Origin of the sequence: Lysobacter niastensis (assembly GCF_015453285.1) — a bacterium.
Taxonomy (GTDB): domain Bacteria; phylum Pseudomonadota; class Gammaproteobacteria; order Xanthomonadales; family Xanthomonadaceae; genus Lysobacter_J; species Lysobacter_J niastensis.
Window position 1 is genome coordinate 66,892 of record NZ_JADLZT010000011.1, and the last position, 17,156, is coordinate 84,047.

Genomic DNA, 17,156 nt, shown 5'->3' on the forward strand with positions numbered 1-17,156 from the left:
ATTCGTCGAGGGCTGTAAATCACGTCGGTGGAACGGGAGCGCGCGGAACGCAGCGCTCCCTTTCCGGACCTCAGTGCTCTTCCAGCTCCATGTTGATCGCGAGCGAGCGGATTTCCTTCACCAACACGTTGAAGGATTCCGGCATGCCGGCAACCATCTCGTACTCGCCGTCGACGATGTTCTTGTACATCTGGTTACGGCCCTGCACGTCGTCGGACTTCACCGTCAGCATTTCCTGCAGGGTGTAGGCGGCGCCGTACGCTTCCAGTGCCCAGACTTCCATTTCGCCGAAACGCTGGCCGCCGAACTGCGCCTTGCCGCCCAGCGGCTGCTGGGTGACGAGCGAGTACGGACCGGTCGAACGTGCATGCATCTTGTCGTCGACCAGGTGGTTCAGCTTCAGCATGTGCATGTAGCCGACCGTGACCGGGCGCTCAAAGGCTTCGCCGGTACGACCGTCGTGCAGCACGGTCTGACCGCTTAGCGGCAGATCGGCGAGTTCGAGCATCTTCTTGATCTCGGCCTCGGCCGCGCCATCGAACACCGGGGTCGCCATGGGCACACCGTCGATGAGGTTCTGCGCCAGCGCCAGCAGTTCGGTATCGCTGAACTGCTTGAGATCGACGCGCTCCTCGTGCGTGGTCCGATCGTGGTTGTAGATCTCGTCGAGGAACTTGCGCAGCTCGGCGACCTTCTGCTGTGCCTCCAGCATGCGCTGGATCTTCTGACCCAGGCCCTTGGCGGCCCAGCCCAGATGCACCTCGAGGATCTGGCCGATGTTCATACGCGACGGCACGCCTAGCGGATTCAGGACGATATCCACCGTCTGGCCATCGGCCATGTACGGCATGTCCTGCACCGGCACGATGGTCGACACGACACCCTTGTTGCCGTGGCGGCCGGCCATCTTGTCGCCCGGCTGGATGCGGCGCTTAACGGCCAGGAAGACCTTGACCATCTTCAGCACGCCCGGAGCGAGATCGTCGCCCTGGGTGATCTTGCCGCGCTTGTCGGCGAAGCGCTTCTCGAACTCTTCCTTGTGGACGTCGATCTGCTTCTGCGCGCGCTCGATCGCCTCGATGGCGTCCTCGTCCTTCATGCGCAGGCTGAACCAGTCCTTCTTGGACAGGCCGTCGAGCACGAGGCTGGTGACGGTGTCGCCCTTCTTCAGGCCGGCGCCGCCATTGGCGACTTTGCCGACCAGCTGGGACTTCAGGCGGTCGTAGATCGCGGCTTCGAGGATGCGGTACTGGTCGTCGAAGTCCTTCTTGACGCGACGGATTTCCGATTCCTCGATCTGGCGAGCGCGCTTGTCCTTCTCGATGCCGTCGCGGGTGAAGACCTGCACGTCGATGACGGTGCCGTCCATGCCCGGCGGCACGCGCAGCGAGCTGTCCTTAACGTCGGACGCCTTCTCGCCGAAGATCGCACGCAGCAGCTTCTCTTCCGGAGTCAGCTGGCTCTCGCCCTTCGGCGTGACCTTGCCGACCATGATGTCGCCGGCACGCACTTCCGCACCGATGTACACCACGCCCGACTCGTCGAGGCGGTTCAGCGCCTGCTCGGAGACGTTCGGGATGTCGGCGGAGATTTCCTCCGGACCCAGCTTCGTGTCGCGGGCAACGCAGGTCAGCTCTTCGATGTGGATCGTGGTGTAGCGATCCTCCTCGACCACGCGCTCGGAGAGCAGGATCGAGTCTTCGAAGTTGTAGCCGTTCCACGGCATGAACGCGACCAGCATGTTCTGGCCCAGCGCGAGCTCGCCGATGTCGGTCGAGGGACCGTCGGCCAGCACGTCACCGCGCGCGATCACGTTGCCCACCTTCACCAGCGGAGTCTGGTTGATGCAGGTGTTCTGGTTCGAACGCGTGTACTTGATCAGGTTGTAGATGTCGACGCCGGCATCGGTTTCGCCGGAGATCTCGTTCTCGTTGACCTTGACCACGATGCGGCCGGCGTCGATCTGCTCGATCACGCCACCGCGCAGCGCATTCACGGTCACGCCGGAGTCGCGGGCCACGGCACGCTCGATGCCGGTGCCGACCAGCGGCTTCTGCGCACGCAGCGTCGGCACGGCCTGGCGCTGCATGTTCGCGCCCATCAGTGCGCGGTTGGCGTCGTCGTGCTCGAGGAACGGCACGAGCGCCGCCGCGACCGACACGGTCTGCATCGGCGAGACGTCCATGTAGTGGATTTCGCTCGGCGGCTTCAGCAGCGACTCGCCCTGGAAGCGGCAGGCGACGAACTGGGCGGTGATGTGGCCCTTGTCGTCCTGCGGCGCGTTCGCCTGGGCGATGACGTACTCGTTCTCTTCGATGGCCGACAGGTAGTCGACGTCATCGGTGACGCGGCCGTCCACGACCTTGCGGTACGGCGTCTCGAGGAAGCCGTACTTGTTGGTGCGGGCGAACACGGCCAGCGAGTTGATCAGGCCGATGTTCGGGCCTTCAGGCGTCTCGATGGTGCAGACGCGGCCGTAATGGGTCGGATGCACGTCGCGCACTTCGAAGCCGGCGCGCTCGCGGGTCAGGCCGCCCGGACCCAGCGCCGAGACGCGACGCTTGTGCGTCACTTCCGACAGCGGGTTGTTCTGGTCCATGAACTGCGACAGCTGCGAGGAGCCGAAGAACTCCTTGATCGCGGCCGCCACCGGCTTGGCGTTGATCAGTTCCTGCGGGGTCAGGCCTTCGGACTCGGCCATCGACAGCCGTTCCTTGACGGCGCGCTCGACGCGGACCAGGCCGACGCGGAACACGTTCTCGGCCATTTCGCCGACCGAACGCACGCGACGGTTGCCCAGGTGGTCGATGTCGTCGACGGTGCCGCGACCGTTGCGGATCTCGGTCAGGACCTTGATCACGTCGAGGATGTCGGAGGTCTGGCCGCACGCTTCGCGCAGGCGGACGGACTCGTCGTCCTTGCGGTCGGCGAAGTACTTGGCGTCGTAGAGCACCGACGCGCCTTCGGTTGCCTTGCGGCCGAGGCGGCGGTTGAACTTCATGCGGCCCACGGCCGACAGGTCGTAGCGCTCGAACGTGAAGAACAGGTTGTGGAACAGGTTCTGCGCGGCGTCCTTGGTCGGCGGCTCGCCCGGACGCATCATGCGGTAGATCTCGACCAGCGCTTCCAGCTGGGTGCGGGTCGAGTCGATGCGCAGGGTGTGCGACAGGTAAGCGCCACGATCCAGGTCGTTGACCCACAGCGTGCCGACGGCGTCGATACCGGCCTTGCGGAACTTGGCCAGCTGGTCTTCGCTGATCTCGTCGTTGGCGGTGGCCAGCAGTTCGCCGGTGTTCGCGTCGACGACGTCATTGGCGAGGATGCGGCCAATGAGGTACTCGTCCGGCACGGCCAGCGCAGAGATGCCCGACTGCTCGAGCTGCTTGACGTGGCGCGCGGTGATGCGGCGGCCGGCTTCGACGATGACCCTCTCGCCGTCGGCGAGGTCGAAGTTCAGCGTTTCGCCACGCAGGCGTTCCGGGACGAGCTCGAGCTGCACGCCTTCCTTCGGATCGATGTGGAAGGTGTTGATCTCGAAGAACTCGCGCAGCATCTCTTCGTTGCTGTAACCGAGCGCGCGAAGCAGCACGGTCACCGGCAGCTTGCGGCGGCGGTCGATACGGGTGAACAGCGCGTCCTTCGGGTCGAACTCGAAGTCCAGCCAGGAGCCGCGGTAAGGAATGATGCGGGCGCTGTACAACAGCTTGCCCGAGCTGTGCGTCTTGCCGCGGTCGTGGTCGAAGAACACGCCCGGGCTGCGATGCAGCTGCGAGACGATGACGCGCTCGGTGCCGTTGACGATGAAGGTGCCGTTGTCGGTCATGAGCGGAATCTCGCCCATGTAGACTTCCTGCTCCTTCACGTACTTGATGGCCTTGGTCGACGACTCGCGGTCGTAGATGACCAGGCGCACGGTGACGCGCAGCGGGGCGCCGTAGGACAGGCCGCGGTTGCGGCACTCGCGCTCATCGAAGGCAGGGTCGCCGAGCTTGTAGCCGACGTATTCGAGAGCGGCGTTGCCGGAGTAGCTGGAGATCGGGAACACCGACTTCAGGGCGGCGTGCAGGCCGCGGTCCTCACGCTTGGCCGGGTCCGCGTTTTCCTGCAGGAACTCGCGATAGGAATCGACCTGGATGGCCAGCAGGAAGGGCACTTCGAGGATCGAACGGCGCTTGCCGAAGTCCTTGCGGATGCGCTTCTTTTCGGTGAACGAGTACGTCATGGTGAGCTACCGCCTCGGTTAGCTGATGGGCTGGAGAGCCGATGCCTCGGCTCCCCGCCGGTCCGCGCGTCCGCGGTCCGAGCCCTAGGGGAACGATGAATTGCCAGTGGGAAGTCGCTGGTATTGCCGGCACCAGCACGCCTTCTCCCGCTACTTCCGACTGTCAACTCGATGGGTACAGCGTGTTGCCTGGACGCCCGGGGAGCGAACTCCCTGGAACGGCCAAAGGCCGGGGACTTTCGTCCCCAGCCTCAGGTGGTCGCCAGTACCATCCGGCGACGCAAGTACTGCTTACTTCAGCTCGACGGTGGCGCCGGCAGCCTCGAGATCCTTCTTGAACTTGGCGGAGTCGTCCTTCGACACGCCTTCCTTCACGGTCTGCGGGGCGCCTTCGACGAGGTCCTTCGCTTCCTTCAGGCCCAGGCCGGTGATGGCGCGGACGGCCTTGATGACTTCGACCTTCTTCTCGCCGGCGGCCTTCAGGACGACGGTGAACTCGGTCTGCTCTTCAACCGGGGCAGCGGCAGCAGCCGGGCCGGCGGCCATCATGACCGGGGCAGCGGCGGTGACGCCGAACTTGTCTTCGATCGCCTTGACCAGGTCCATCACCTGGCTGATGGTCATGCCGGCAACGGCGTCGACGATCTGTTCGTTGGACAGGGACATGTTGTTAACCTCTGGAAATTTTTGAACTTACGAATCGGTTCACTAGCTTCGCGTCAGCGAGACGATCACGCCGTCTCGGTCGCAGCCTCGGCAGTTGCTTCTTCGCCGCCACCCTGCTTGTCAGCCACGGCCTTGACGACGCGGGCGAACATGGTGACCGGCTCGGCCAGGACGCGGGCCAGCATGGCCAGGGCCTGTTCACGAGTCGGCAGCGCGGCCAGCACTTCGACGTGCGAGCCCGGGAAGAGCTTGCCGTCGATCGAGACGACCTTCGCCTGCAGCTTGTCGTTGGTCTTGGCGAATTCCTTGATCAGACGCCCGGCAGCACCGGGGTCTTCCGCCGAAAACGCGTACAGCAGCGGACCGACCAGTGCATCCTTCGTGCACTCGAAGTCGGTGCCTTCGACGGCGCGCGCGGCCAGGGTGTTCTTGACAACCTTCAAGAACACGCCGGATTCGCGAGCCTTCTTGCGCATCGCGGTCATTTGACTGACCGTGGTGCCTGCGTACTCGGCAGCGACCAAGGAGTGGGCCTTCGAAGCGACTTCCGCCAGTTCGGCGACTACTTCTTGCTTCTGGGACAGATTGAGAGCCATTGCACTCCTCCAATTGAATTCCGCTCACGGCTCCTGCCGCTTGCGGTCCTGGGCGGCACCGGATCCCTGGCGCCGGGGATGCACACGCATCCCGGTGGTGGCCACTCCAGAAAAAATTTCCAGAAGGCACCATCTACGCAGGCCGACCCCGGACGGGTCCGGATTAAGCAATCCCGCTTCCACCGGCGGCGAATCCATGCCATGTCGAGCATCCATGCCCGTCGCCGGTAGGCGCTGACCGCACCTGCGGTCTTTGACGGCTGCCGCCACAGCGGACTGCGGCGACGCCCTCAAAACTTGCAGCCGGCGGCGCGAGCCACCGGCTTGAAACGAATTACTTCAGGGTCAGCGTGCCCTGGTCCACGGTCACGCCGGGGCCCATGGTCGAGCTGATCGAAATCTTCTGCAGGTACTGGCCCTTGGCGGTGGACGGCTTGGCCTTGATCAGGTCAAGCAGCAGGGCGTGCAGGTTGTCCTTCAGCGAGGCGTCTTCGAAGCTGGCCTTGCCGATGGTGCAGTGGATGATGCCGGCCTTGTCGGTGCGGTAGCGCACCTGGCCGCCCTTGGCGTTCTTGACCGCCTCGGCCGGGTTCGGCGACACGGTGCCGACCTTCGGGTTCGGCATCAGGCCGCGCGGACCGAGCACCTGGCCCAGCTTACCGACGACGCGCATGGCGTCCGGGGTGGCGATGACGACGTCGTAGTTCAGGTCGCCGGCCATCATCTTCTCGGCCAGGTCGTCCATGCCGACCGCCTCGGCGCCAGCGGCCAGGGCCTCGTCGGCCTTGGCACCGGCCGGGGCGAACACGGCCACGCGCACGCTCTTGCCGGTACCGGCCGGCAGCACGGTCGAACCGCGCACCTGCTGGTCGGACTTCTTCGCATCCACGCCGAGACGCACGGCCACGTCGACGGATTCGACGAACTTGGCCTTGGTGGCGGTCTTGATGATCTTGATCGCTTCGTCGATCGGGTAAGCCTTACCCGGGACGACGGCAGCCTTGATGGACTTCTCGCGCTTGGTCATTGCCATGTCTTAACCCTCCACCACCAGGCCCATGCTGCGGGCCGAACCCGCAATCGTCTTCACCGCTGCATCCAGGTCGGCCGCCGTCAGGTCGGCTTCCTTCTGCTTGGCGATGGCTTCGAGCTGGGCGCGGGTGACCTTGCCCACCTTGTCGGTGTTCGGGCGCTTGGAGCCCGAGGCAATGCCCGCGGCCTTCTTCAGCAGCACCGAAGCCGGCGTGCTCTTGGTGACGAAGGTGAAGGTACGGTCCGAATAGGCCGTGATGATGACCGGGGTCGGCAGACCCGGCTCGAGCTTGGAGGTCGCCGCGTTGAACGCCTTGCAGAACTCCATGATGTTCAGGCCGCGCTGACCGAGGGCCGGACCGACCGGCGGCGACGGGTTGGCCTGACCGGCCTTGACCTGAAGCTTGATGTAACCGACTACTTTCTTAGCCATTTTGATTGCTCTCCGGGTGCTAACGCCTGGGTCTCAGGCTCCCCATCGCGCCGGGAAAATCACGTGTCCCGACATCACGTTGTCCGTTGCGCAGACAGCCGCCTCGCGGCGGCTGCGTTCCCTGCTTACGGGCTCCCAAGGGAGCAAGCCCGCTAGTGTATCAGGTTTTTCGGACCATTCCGGGCAGAGCGCCCGGGGCCGGGGCTCAGGCCTTCTCGACCTGGCCAAATTCCAGCTCGACCGGGGTCGAGCGGCCGAAGATGAGCACGGCCACGCGCAGGCGGCTCTTCTCGTAATTGATCTCTTCGACCACGCCGTTGAAGTCGTTGAACGGGCCGTCGATGACGCGGACCATCTCGCCCGGCTCGAACAGCACCTTGGGCTTGGGCTTCTCCACGCCTTCCTGAACGCGCTGCAGGATGGCATCGGCCTCGCGGTCGGCGATCGGCAGCGGGCGGTCGGCGGTGCCACCGATGAAGCCCATCACCTTCGGGGTCTCCTTGACCAGGTGCCAGCTCTCGTTGTCCATGCGCGGAATGCCCGCTTCGTCATGAGTGGCGATCTGCACCAGGACGTAGCCCGGGAAGAACTTGCGCTCGGAACGGCGCTTCTGGCCGGAGCGCATCTCGACAACCTCTTCGGTCGGAACCAGCACTTCACCGAACCGGTCCTGCATTCCGTCGCGCACGATGCGGTCACGCAGCGCCTGCGCCACGGACTTCTCGAAGCCCGAATAGGCGTGGACGACGTACCAGCGTTTCTGCACTTCGGTCATTGCTTATTGCCCCAAAATTGCCTTTACCGCGAACTGGATGATCAGATCGAAGCCGGCGAGAATCAGACTCAGCACGGCCACGGCAATCATGACGACCCAGGTGGTGCGCATGGCTTCCTGACGGGTCGGCCAGACCACCTTGCGCAGTTCGAAGCGCGACTCGGAGAGGAACTCGCGGGTCTGCAGACCCTTTCCACTGGACAGGAACACCAGCGCGCCCAGCACCAGGCCAGCGGCCACAGCCAGCGCGCGCAGCGGGCCGGCCCACTGGTCGAAGTAGATATAGGCGGCAACGCCTGCGGCAACCAGCAGCAGCGCCACGACGTACTTGACCATATCGCCCGCAGACGCGGAGCCGGGTTGTTCGACCTTGCTGTTCATCCGATCCATCACGCGACGCAATGCCGCGTCTTTTGTTGGAAAGCCCGGCTATTCAGCCGGTCTTCTGCGGGAGGATCCGCATAGCAGGTGGCACGCCAGGAGGGACTCGAACCCCCAACCTGCGGTTTTGGAGACCGCTGCTCTGCCAATTGAGCTACTGGCGTACGTTAAACGGGTTTTCCTTAGACAGCGACGGCGAGCCGTTGCCGACTCGCCTGCTGAGTCACCGTCCTGATAACGCGCAGGCCATCAGACCATCGCACTATCGGAAAGTTGCCACGACAGCGGGCTGCCGTGGCGACGATCTTACTTGATGATCTTGGCCACGACGCCGGCGCCGACGGTACGGCCGCCTTCGCGGATCGCGAAGCGCAGGCCTTCGTCCATCGCCACCGGGTTGATCAGCTGGACGACCATCTTGATGTTGTCGCCCGGCATGACCATCTCGACGCCTTCCGGCAGCTGCACCGCGCCGGTGATGTCGGTCGTGCGGAAGTAGAACTGCGGGCGGTAGCCCTTGAAGAACGGGGTGTGACGGCCGCCCTCGTCCTTCGACAGCACGTACACCTCGGCCTCGAACTCGGTGTGCGGGGTGATCGAACCCGGCTTGGCCAGCACCTGGCCACGCTCGACGTCGTCACGCTTGGTGCCGCGCAGCAGCAGACCGGCGTTGTCGCCCGCCTGACCCTGGTCCAGCAGCTTGCGGAACATCTCGACGCCGGTGACGGTCGTCTTCTGCGTCGGACGGATGCCGACGATTTCGATTTCGTCGCCCACCTTGATGATGCCGCGCTCGATACGGCCGGTCACCACGGTGCCGCGGCCCGAGATCGAGAACACGTCTTCCACCGGCATCAGGAACGGCTTGTCGATCGCGCGCTCCGGCAGCGGGATGAACGTGTCCAGCGCCTCAACCAGCTTCAGGATCGCCGGCACGCCGATCTCCGACTGGTCGCCTTCCAGCGCCAGACGGGCCGAGCCGTGGATGATCGGGGTGTCGTCGCCCGGGAACTCGTACTTGCTCAGCAGCTCGCGAACTTCCATCTCGACCAACTCGAGCAGCTCGGCGTCGTCCACCATGTCGGCCTTGTTCAGGAACACGACGATGTACGGCACGCCGACCTGGCGCGACAGCAGGATGTGCTCGCGCGTCTGCGGCATCGGGCCGTCAGCGGCCGAGCACACCAGGATCGCGCCGTCCATCTGGGCAGCACCGGTGATCATGTTCTTCACGTAGTCGGCGTGGCCCGGGCAGTCCACGTGCGCGTAGTGACGGTTCGGGCTCTCGTACTCGACGTGTGCCGTCGAGATCGTGATGCCGCGCGCCTTCTCTTCCGGCGCCGCGTCGATCGCGTCGTATGCCTTGAACTCGCCACCGAAACGCTCGGCGCCCACCTTCGTCAGCGCTGCCGTCAGCGTGGTCTTGCCGTGGTCGACGTGACCGATCGTGCCCACGTTCACGTGCGGCTTGGTGCGCTCAAACTTACCCTTGGCCATGACAGTCGCTTCTCGCTAGAAGATTACGGGTGGATCGCCGCCGGATTATTCGCGGCGGACCCGCCGCGACCGGAGTGAAACCGAAACTACGATTACTTCGATGTGGTGCTCACGACTGGAATCGAACCAGCGACCTCCTCCTTACCAAGGAGGTGCTCTACCGACTGAGCTACGTGAGCGAAACATTTTCAAACAGGTTGGCGTTGCGTCTTCAATGGAGCGGGAGACGGGAATCGAACCCGCACCATCAGCTTGGAAGGCTGAGGTTCTACCATTGAACTACTCCCGCGCCGGACAGACCTGCTTGGGTACCGCGCCGATGGCTGGTAAATCCATCGGAGTTTACTGTTATTGCCACCCGTCTTGCGACCGGCCCAGCCTTTCGGCTGATTGAAACTGGTGGAGGGAGGTGGATTCGAACCACCGAAGGCGTAAGCCAGCAGATTTACAGTCTGCCCCCGTTGGCCGCTTGGGTATCCCTCCAAAAGAGCCCGCAATTCTGGCGCTGTGAATTGAGGTTGTCAACGCGTTTTGTTCACTTGTTTGCGGGCGGGGGGGATATTTCTTCTCGCACCCGCCCATCGCTACCCGCTGCCGGCGCACGAACCCCCGGTCAGACGTTGAAGCGGAAGTGCAGCACGTCGCCTTCCTGAACCCGGTATTCCTTGCCTTCCAGACGCAGGCGCCCCGCGTCGCGCGCGCCAGACTCGCCCTTGTACTTGATGAAGTCGTCGTAGGCGATGGTTTCGGCGCGGATGAAACCCTTCTCGAAATCGGTGTGGATCACCGCCGCGGCCTGCGGTGCCGTGGAGCCGGCCCTGACGGTCCAGGCGCGCACTTCCTTCACACCAGCGGTGAAATAGGTCTGCAGGCCCAGCAGCTTGTAACCCGCACGGATGACCCGGTTCAGCCCCGGCTCGTCCAGTCCGAGGTCGGCCAGGAAGGTATCGCGGTCGGCGTCATCGAGCTGGCTGAGCTCTTCCTCGATGGCGGCGCACACCGGCACCACTTCGGCGCCCTCGGTGACGGCACGGGCGCGGACGGCATCCAGGTGCGGATTGTTCTCGAAGCCGTCCTCCAGGACGTTGGCGACGTACATCACCGGCTTCAGCGTCAGCAGGAACAGGTCGCGCAGCAGCAGCTTGTCGTCGTCCGACAGGCCCATCCCGCGAGCCGCCTTGCCGGCGTCCAGGCCGGCGCGGACGCGGCCGAGCACCTCGACACGGGCCTTGGCGTCCTTGTCGCCGGTCTTGGCCGTGCGTTCGGCGCGCTGCAGGGCCTTCTCGACGGACTCCAGGTCGGCCAGCGCCAGCTCGGTGTCGATCGTCTCGATGTCGGCGATCGGGTCGATGCGGTTGCTGACGTGGATGACGTCCGGATTCTCGAAACAGCGCACGACGTGGGTGATCGCGTCCACCTCGCGGATGTGGGCCAGGAACTTGTTGCCCAGGCCCTCGCCGCTGGCGGCGCCCGCGACTAGGCCGGCGATGTCAACGAACTCGACCGCGGTCGGGATCAGCTTTTGCGGCTTGACGATGTCGGCCAGCGCATTCAGGCGCGGATCCGGCACCGGCACCACGCCGACGTTCGGCTCGATCGTGCAGAACGGGAAGTTGGCGGCGGCGATGCCGGCCTTGGTCAGGGCGTTGAAAAGGGTCGACTTGCCGACGTTAGGCAGACCGACGATGCCGCATTTGATGCCCATGACGCTGTTCTCGCTCTGATGCGGCGCCGGCCGGGCCGGCGCCATGAATTGGGGGATGAAACGATCAGGCCCGCGGCGTATGCAGCCGCTTCATGGCCTCGTTGAAGTCGCCGGCAACCGCCAGCGGCAGCACGTCCTCGGAATCGGCGATGGCGCGCAGGATCGCGGCCTCGTCGTCACGACCGGGACGGCCGAGCACCCAGGGGGTGACCTTGTCCTTGTGGCCGGGATGGCCGATGCCGACCCGCAGACGGTGGTACTTGCCATGACCCAGCAACCGGGTGATGTCGCGCAGGCCGTTCTGCCCGCCGTGGCCACCGTCGAACTTGAGCCGCGCGGTGCCCGTGGGCAGGTCCAGCTCGTCATGCGCGACCAGCATTTCCTCCGGCTCGATCTTCCAGTAGCGCAACGCCGCCGTGACCGACTTGCCGGAGAGGTTCATGAACGTGGCCGGCTTGAGCAGCCAGACCGGAGTGCCGGCGACGTCGATCTTGCAGGTCTCGCCGAACAGCTTGGATTCCAGCCCGAAGCGGCCGCCGAGGCGGTCCGCAAGGGCGTCAACAAACCAGAACCCGGCATTGTGCCGGGTCCGGGTGTGCTCGGGACCGGGATTGCCCAGCCCGACGATGAGGCGCAGCCCTGCCATCAGGTCGCGTCACGAAGCAATACGCACGCCGGTCCGCCCTCTGGACGGACCGGCGCGGCGTGATTACTTCTCGTCCTTCTTGCTGACCTTGGCGGCCGGCACTTCGGCAGAGCCTTCCTCGGCCGGAGCCTCGACCTCTTCCTTGCCGTGCTTGGCAATGACGACGGCGATGTCGTGTTCCTTGCCCTGCTTCAGCTCGGGGATCTCGACGCCCTTCGGCAGCTTCAGCTCCGACAGGTGGACGATGTCGCCGATCTTCAGCGCAGCCAGGTCGACTTCGATGAACTCCGGCAGGTCCTTCGGCAGGCAGCTGATCTCGACTTCGTTGAGCTCGTGCAGGATCACGATGCCCGCGGTCTTGCCGGCCGGCGACTTCTCCTGGTTGAGGAAGTGCAGCGGCACCTTCACGCGCAGGGCCTGGTTGGCGTCAACGCGCTGGAAGTCCAGGTGCATGATGATCTGCTTGAACGGATGGCGCTGCATGTCACGCAGCAGCACGCTCTCGACCTTGCCGTCGATGTCGAGGCTGAGGATCGACGAGTAGAACCACTCGTTCTGCTGCGCCAGCCAGATCTTCTCGTGGTCGAGCTGGATGGCCTGCGGAGCGGACTTGCCGCCGTAGACGATGGCCGGGATCGAGGCGGCATGACGAAGGCGGCGGCTCGCACCCTTCCCTTCGACGCTGCGGCCCGTGGCCTTGAGGATATGTTCGGACATTGGATTGACTCACTTGGCTTGCAATGGACCCGCCTCGCGGCGGGGTAAACGCTCACCCGCGACCAGGTGAGCGGCGATTTGCGGCGGCGACCAGAAGCCGGCGCCGCAGATTTCTTTATCAGTCGACGTACAGCGAGCTCACCGACTCGCCGAAGGCGACGCGGCGGATCGTCTCGGCCAGCAGCTCGGCCACGCTGAGCTGGCGGATCTTGCTGCAGGCCTTGGCCGCATCGGACAGCGGGATGGTGTCGGTCACCACCAACTCGTCGAGCTGCGATTTCGTCACGTTGTCCATCGCCGCACCCGACAGCACCGGATGCGTGCAGTACGCCACCACCTTGGTCGCGCCCTGCGCCTTGAGCGCATTGGCTGCGGCGCACAGGGTGCCGGCGGTGTCGACGATGTCGTCGACCAGAACGCAGGTCTTGCCGGCGACGTCACCGATGATGTTCATCACCGTCGCCACGTTCGCACGCGGACGGCGCTTGTCGATGATGGCCAGGTCGGCGTCGTCGAGGCGCTTGGCGATCGCACGAGCGCGCACCACGCCGCCGACGTCCGGCGAGACCACGATCAGGTTGTCAGTACCGTGCGCACGCCAGATATCGGCGAGCAGCAGCGGCGAGGCGTACACGTTGTCGACCGGGACATCGAAGAAGCCCTGGATCTGGTCGGCATGCAGGTCGACCGTCAGCACGCGGTCGGCGCCCACCGAACCAAACATCTTGGCCACTACCTTGGCCGTGATCGGCACGCGTGAGGAACGCGGACGACGGTCCTGGCGGGCGTAGCCGAAATACGGCACCACCGCGGTGATGCTGCTGACGGAGGCGCGCTTGAGCGCGTCGATCAGGACCAGCAGCTCCACCAGGTTCTCGGCACTGGGCGCGTTCGTCGGCTGGATCACGAACACTTCCTGCCGGCGCACGTTCTCCTCGATCTCGACCTGCACTTCGCCGTCGGAGAAACGGCTGACCAGGGCCTTGCCCAGGCGAATGCCGAGTTCCTTGCACACCGCCTCGGCGAGCGGGCGGTTGGCATTGCCGCTGAATACCAGCAGGTTGCGATCGTTCTGCACTGTCTTCTCCGCTTCGCTCTGACCGTGGGCGGGGTGACGTCCTGTCAGACCCGGGGCATCCGGACCAGTCCCGTATTCGAATTGGCAGGGGCGGTAGGATTCGAACCTACGAATGCCGGGATCAAAACCCGGTGCCTTGGGCCACTTGGCGACGCCCCTGCGGATGGTTTTCACCACCCCGGAGCTGACTCAGGGGCGATACGCTTCGAGCGCGGCGTGCAGCGGCGAACGCGCCGCACCGGCCACCAGCCAGACCCGCAGGCCCGGCGGCAATGCCGCCAGCGCCGCCTCGGCCGATTCGCGCGTGGCGAACTCGACGAAACAACCGCTGCCGGACCCGGTCAGGCGCGGCGAACCGACATGCGACAATGCCGCGAAAACAGCCTCCACGGCTGCTTCGCGGGCGCGCAATACCGGCTCGAACGCATTCCCGAGCGGCACACCCGAAACGAAGTCCGATATTGTCGCGGGCGCTGCATCCCGCGTCAATTCAGGAGACTGGAACAGGGCCTCGGTCGGCGCATGCACACCGGGGTCGGCCAGCAGATACCAGGCCGGTGGCAGTGACACCGGCGCCAGGCGCTCCCCCACTCCTTCGGCCCAGGCATTCTCACCGCGCACGAAGACGGGCACGTCCGCGCCCAACTGCAAGCCCAGCTCAGCCAATCGCTCGACTCCGAGCGCGGTTCCCCACAGCGCATCCAGCGCCACCAACACCGTCGCGGCATCCGACGAGCCGCCGCCGAAACCACCGCCGGCCGGAATGCACTTTTCGATGGTGATGTCGGCACCGGGCGCGGAATTGGTCGCCGATTGCAGCAGTTTTGCGGCACGAACCGTCAGGTCATCCGCCTCATCGACACCCGGCACGGACCCGCCGTGGAGACGCACCACGCCATCCTCGCGAACGCGCAGTCGTATGGTGTCGCCCCAGTCCAGGATCCTGAATACGGTCTGCAGCAGGTGGTAGCCGTCGGCGCGGCGACCGGTGATGCGAAGGAACAGATTGAGCTTGGCCGGGGCCGGCCAGGACGACCAGCCGTCGGAATCGATGGGTTTCATTCGATGACGCCGTCGCCCCAGCGGTCGATGATCAGCCTAACCTGCGCCTCGCCGCGGCGGGCGGTGAGCCGGGCCGGCAGGACCGGATCGGCCGACATGGCGTTCCATACATAGTCGATCGCCCAGCCGCCCTGCTCCAGGTGCGCGAGCCGGCCGTCGACGCCATAGGCAACGCGCGCCGGACCCAGCCCTGGCGCACGCGCACCACGCACCCATTCGGCCAGGGCGGCCACCGGGATCTCCCAGCCGGTGGCCTCGCGCAGCAGTTGCGCGGCATCGCTGCCTTCACGTGGACCGCCTTCTATGCCTTCCAGGCGGGCGCCGTCGCCGTCGCCACTGAGGCGCCAGCTCTGCCGGGTTACCGGCGCACTCAGCGCCACCTGGTAACGCGCCCCCTCCTGCCGCCAGTCAATGCGACCGCTGCCGCCCTTGCCCTGGTTGGCCACGGCGATGCGGCCCTGCAGCGACCACGCCGATTGCTCACGCAGCGCTGCCTCGCGCGCCACTTGCTCCGCTTCGGCCGAGGCGATCCGGTCGGGAGGCAACGTCGCTCGTGGCGCCGTGGCGGTGCAGGCGGACAAACAGGCCAATGAGACCGCGAGGACCAGCGCTCGTGCCGTCACGCGCCAACCCCGGTCGTGATCGCGGACGCGCCGGTGCGCTCAAGCGCGCGCTTCAGCGAGCGATTGTCCGGGTCGAGGCGGGCAGCCTCGTCGAAATACTTGCGCGCTTCATCGCGCTTGCCGAGCTCCCATAGCACTTCAGCGAGATGGGCGGCGATTTCCGCGTCTTTCTGCAGCGCGAAAGCGCGGCGCAACTCCACCAGCGCGTCCTGCTTGCGGCCGAGCCGATAAAGCACCCACCCGTAGCTGTCGATGATGGCGGCATTGTCGGGTTCGGCCGCGCGCGCGCGGTCGATCAGCTCCAGTGCTTCGCGGTAGCGCGTCGTGCGGTCGGCGAGCGTGTAACCCAGCGCGTTGAGCGCCGCGATGCTGTCCGGATCGGACACGAGGATCTTGCGGAAATCCGCTTCGGCGCGAGGGATGTCATCGCGACGCTCCCAGCCCAGCGCGCGGGCGTACAGCAGGTCGGCATCGTCCGGGAATGCCGCCAGGCCACGCGCGTAGGCGTCCAACTCGCCGGCATCGTTCTTGTCCTCCTGCCGCAGCGACGCCTCCAACAAGTAGGCGTCGCGGCGCGACTCGTCCTCGGCGGTCACGTCGGACTGGATCGCCTCGAGCTCGGCATAGGCCTCTTTCGAACGCTTGAGCTCATGCAGCACGTTGGCCGCGCGCAGACGCGCCTGCCAACGCTGGGGCCCGCCCGGTACGCCGCGGTACCAGTCCAGGGCTTCCTCGTTGCGCTCGAGGAACTCCGCCAACTGGCCCAGCAACAGGCGGCGGCTCGGTTCGGGCTTGCTCGCGGTGCCTTTCAACTCGTCATAGAGGCGCGTCAGCGTCAGCTTGTCTTCGGCCCGGGCGAGCAGCGAGGCCCGCAAGGCGTAGGTCTGGTCGTCCTGCGGCCCGCGCGCGAGCGTGGCGGCGGCGGCCTTCAGGTCGCCCAGGCTGTCGTACTCGCTGGCGATCGCGAGCCGGAGTTCGGCGTCGCTGCCGGCCTGCTCGGCCAGCGGCGCCAGCACCTGCCGCGCCTCGTCGGTCTTGCCGGCCTCGCGCAACTGGCTGGCACGCAGCAACGCGACCCGCGGCTCGCCCGGGAAGCGCCGCACCACCTCGGCCACGATCTGTTCGGCCAGGTCCGGCTGCTCCAGCTTCTGCGCGAGACCACCAAACGCCAGCCAGGCCTGCAAGCGCGGCGGGATCTGCCCGTCGTCGACCAGCTTCTCGAGCAGGCGCGCCGAATGCTGCGGGTCGCCGGTCAGCAGCACGCCGAAGGCCTGCCGCCAGCCATCGTCGCCGGGCTGCTGCATCAGGGCCACCAGATACTTGCGCGCCTGCCGGTCGTTGCCTTTACGCAGCGCCAGCGTGGCCTCGGCGGCCTGCAGGCTCGCGGTCTCGCCGGCCAGCCTGCGCCACAGCGCGATCGCTTCCGCCGCGCGGGCGTCGTCCTTGGCCAGCAGCGCGATCCGGGTGGCCCGCTCTGCCAGCGAGGCGTCGCCGGCGTCCTTGGCAGCCTGGAGGTACCAGCGTGCGGCGTCATCCAACTGGCCCGCCTGCAGGGCGAACTCGCCGGCCAGCAACGGCTCTATCGACTCGGACGCGGCGTCCTTCGGTGCGCTGGCGGACGCCCGTTCAGCCTGCGCGGGAAGGATCGACACGGTGCCCAGCAGGGCCAGGGCGAGTGCCGCGGCACGCGGGAAGGTCGACAAGCGAAACGCTGCGGGTATCG

At 65.7% G+C, this 17,156-nt stretch carries 15 protein-coding genes and 5 tRNA genes; all 20 read right to left on the bottom strand.

From position 1 onward, the window contains the following. Positions 1–70 precede the first annotated feature (70 nt). The gene (gene rpoB, locus IU514_RS17175) at positions 71–4,222 is read right to left on the bottom strand and encodes a DNA-directed RNA polymerase subunit beta (RefSeq protein WP_194932376.1); all 4,152 of its coding nucleotides are present in this window, start codon (positions 4,220–4,222) and stop codon (positions 71–73) included. A gap of 291 nt (positions 4,223–4,513) precedes the next feature. Continuing rightward, positions 4,514–4,888 (bottom strand): 50S ribosomal protein L7/L12, encoded by a 375-nt coding sequence (rplL, locus tag IU514_RS17180; RefSeq protein ID WP_194932377.1) that lies wholly within the window; start codon positions 4,886–4,888, stop codon positions 4,514–4,516. Positions 4,889–4,953: 65 nt separating this feature from the next. After that, the gene (gene rplJ / locus IU514_RS17185) at positions 4,954–5,484 is read right to left on the bottom strand and encodes a 50S ribosomal protein L10 (RefSeq protein ID WP_194932378.1); all 531 of its coding nucleotides are present in this window, start codon (positions 5,482–5,484) and stop codon (positions 4,954–4,956) included. A gap of 334 nt (positions 5,485–5,818) precedes the next feature. After that, on the bottom strand, positions 5,819–6,517 hold the full coding sequence (gene rplA, locus IU514_RS17190; RefSeq protein ID WP_194932379.1) for a 50S ribosomal protein L1: 699 nt from the start codon (positions 6,515–6,517) through the stop codon (positions 5,819–5,821). Positions 6,518–6,520: 3 nt separating this feature from the next. Then, positions 6,521–6,949, bottom strand: coding sequence for a 50S ribosomal protein L11 (rplK, locus tag IU514_RS17195; RefSeq protein WP_194932380.1), 429 nt, complete (start codon positions 6,947–6,949; stop codon positions 6,521–6,523). A 205-nt stretch (positions 6,950–7,154) separates the two neighbouring features. Continuing rightward, positions 7,155–7,724 (bottom strand): transcription termination/antitermination protein NusG, encoded by a 570-nt coding sequence (gene nusG / locus IU514_RS17200; protein WP_194932381.1) that lies wholly within the window; start codon positions 7,722–7,724, stop codon positions 7,155–7,157. 3 nt (positions 7,725–7,727) lie between these two features. Then, the gene (secE, locus tag IU514_RS17205) at positions 7,728–8,105 is read right to left on the bottom strand and encodes a preprotein translocase subunit SecE (protein ID WP_194932382.1); all 378 of its coding nucleotides are present in this window, start codon (positions 8,103–8,105) and stop codon (positions 7,728–7,730) included. 88 nt (positions 8,106–8,193) lie between these two features. Further along, positions 8,194–8,269: transfer RNA gene (locus IU514_RS17210), tRNA-Trp, on the bottom strand. Positions 8,270–8,411: 142 nt separating this feature from the next. Beyond that, the gene (tuf, locus tag IU514_RS17215; RefSeq protein WP_194932371.1) at positions 8,412–9,602 is read right to left on the bottom strand and encodes an elongation factor Tu; all 1,191 of its coding nucleotides are present in this window, start codon (positions 9,600–9,602) and stop codon (positions 8,412–8,414) included. Positions 9,603–9,705: 103 nt separating this feature from the next. Further along, a tRNA-Thr gene (locus IU514_RS17220) sits at positions 9,706–9,781 on the bottom strand. A gap of 36 nt (positions 9,782–9,817) precedes the next feature. After that, positions 9,818–9,891: transfer RNA gene (locus IU514_RS17225), tRNA-Gly, on the bottom strand. A 108-nt stretch (positions 9,892–9,999) separates the two neighbouring features. Next, positions 10,000–10,085: transfer RNA gene (locus IU514_RS17230), tRNA-Tyr, on the bottom strand. Between the two features lie 130 nt (positions 10,086–10,215). Beyond that, complete coding sequence (gene ychF / locus IU514_RS17235; RefSeq protein ID WP_194932383.1) at positions 10,216–11,307, bottom strand: redox-regulated ATPase YchF; 1,092 nt, start codon at positions 11,305–11,307, stop codon at positions 10,216–10,218. Positions 11,308–11,371: 64 nt separating this feature from the next. After that, positions 11,372–11,953 (bottom strand): aminoacyl-tRNA hydrolase, encoded by a 582-nt coding sequence (gene pth / locus IU514_RS17240; RefSeq protein WP_194932384.1) that lies wholly within the window; start codon positions 11,951–11,953, stop codon positions 11,372–11,374. 63 nt (positions 11,954–12,016) lie between these two features. After that, entirely contained in the window at positions 12,017–12,670 is a 654-nt protein-coding gene (locus IU514_RS17245; protein ID WP_194932385.1) for a 50S ribosomal protein L25/general stress protein Ctc, read from the bottom strand. Between the two features lie 118 nt (positions 12,671–12,788). Next, a complete protein-coding gene (locus tag IU514_RS17250) occupies positions 12,789–13,748 on the bottom strand; it encodes a ribose-phosphate diphosphokinase (RefSeq protein WP_194932386.1) in 960 nt (319 codons plus the stop codon). An 82-nt stretch (positions 13,749–13,830) separates the two neighbouring features. Further along, a tRNA-Gln gene (locus tag IU514_RS17255) sits at positions 13,831–13,907 on the bottom strand. A 30-nt stretch (positions 13,908–13,937) separates the two neighbouring features. Further along, complete coding sequence (gene ispE / locus IU514_RS17260; RefSeq protein WP_194932387.1) at positions 13,938–14,810, bottom strand: 4-(cytidine 5'-diphospho)-2-C-methyl-D-erythritol kinase; 873 nt, start codon at positions 14,808–14,810, stop codon at positions 13,938–13,940. Further along, positions 14,807–15,433 (bottom strand): lipoprotein insertase outer membrane protein LolB, encoded by a 627-nt coding sequence (lolB, locus tag IU514_RS17265; protein ID WP_194932388.1) that lies wholly within the window; start codon positions 15,431–15,433, stop codon positions 14,807–14,809. Before lolB ends, ispE begins: the two co-directional genes overlap by 4 nt. Then, positions 15,430–17,136, bottom strand: coding sequence for a tetratricopeptide repeat protein (locus IU514_RS17270; RefSeq protein WP_194932389.1), 1,707 nt, complete (start codon positions 17,134–17,136; stop codon positions 15,430–15,432). Before IU514_RS17270 ends, lolB begins: the two co-directional genes overlap by 4 nt. Positions 17,137–17,156: the final 20 nt, after the last annotated feature.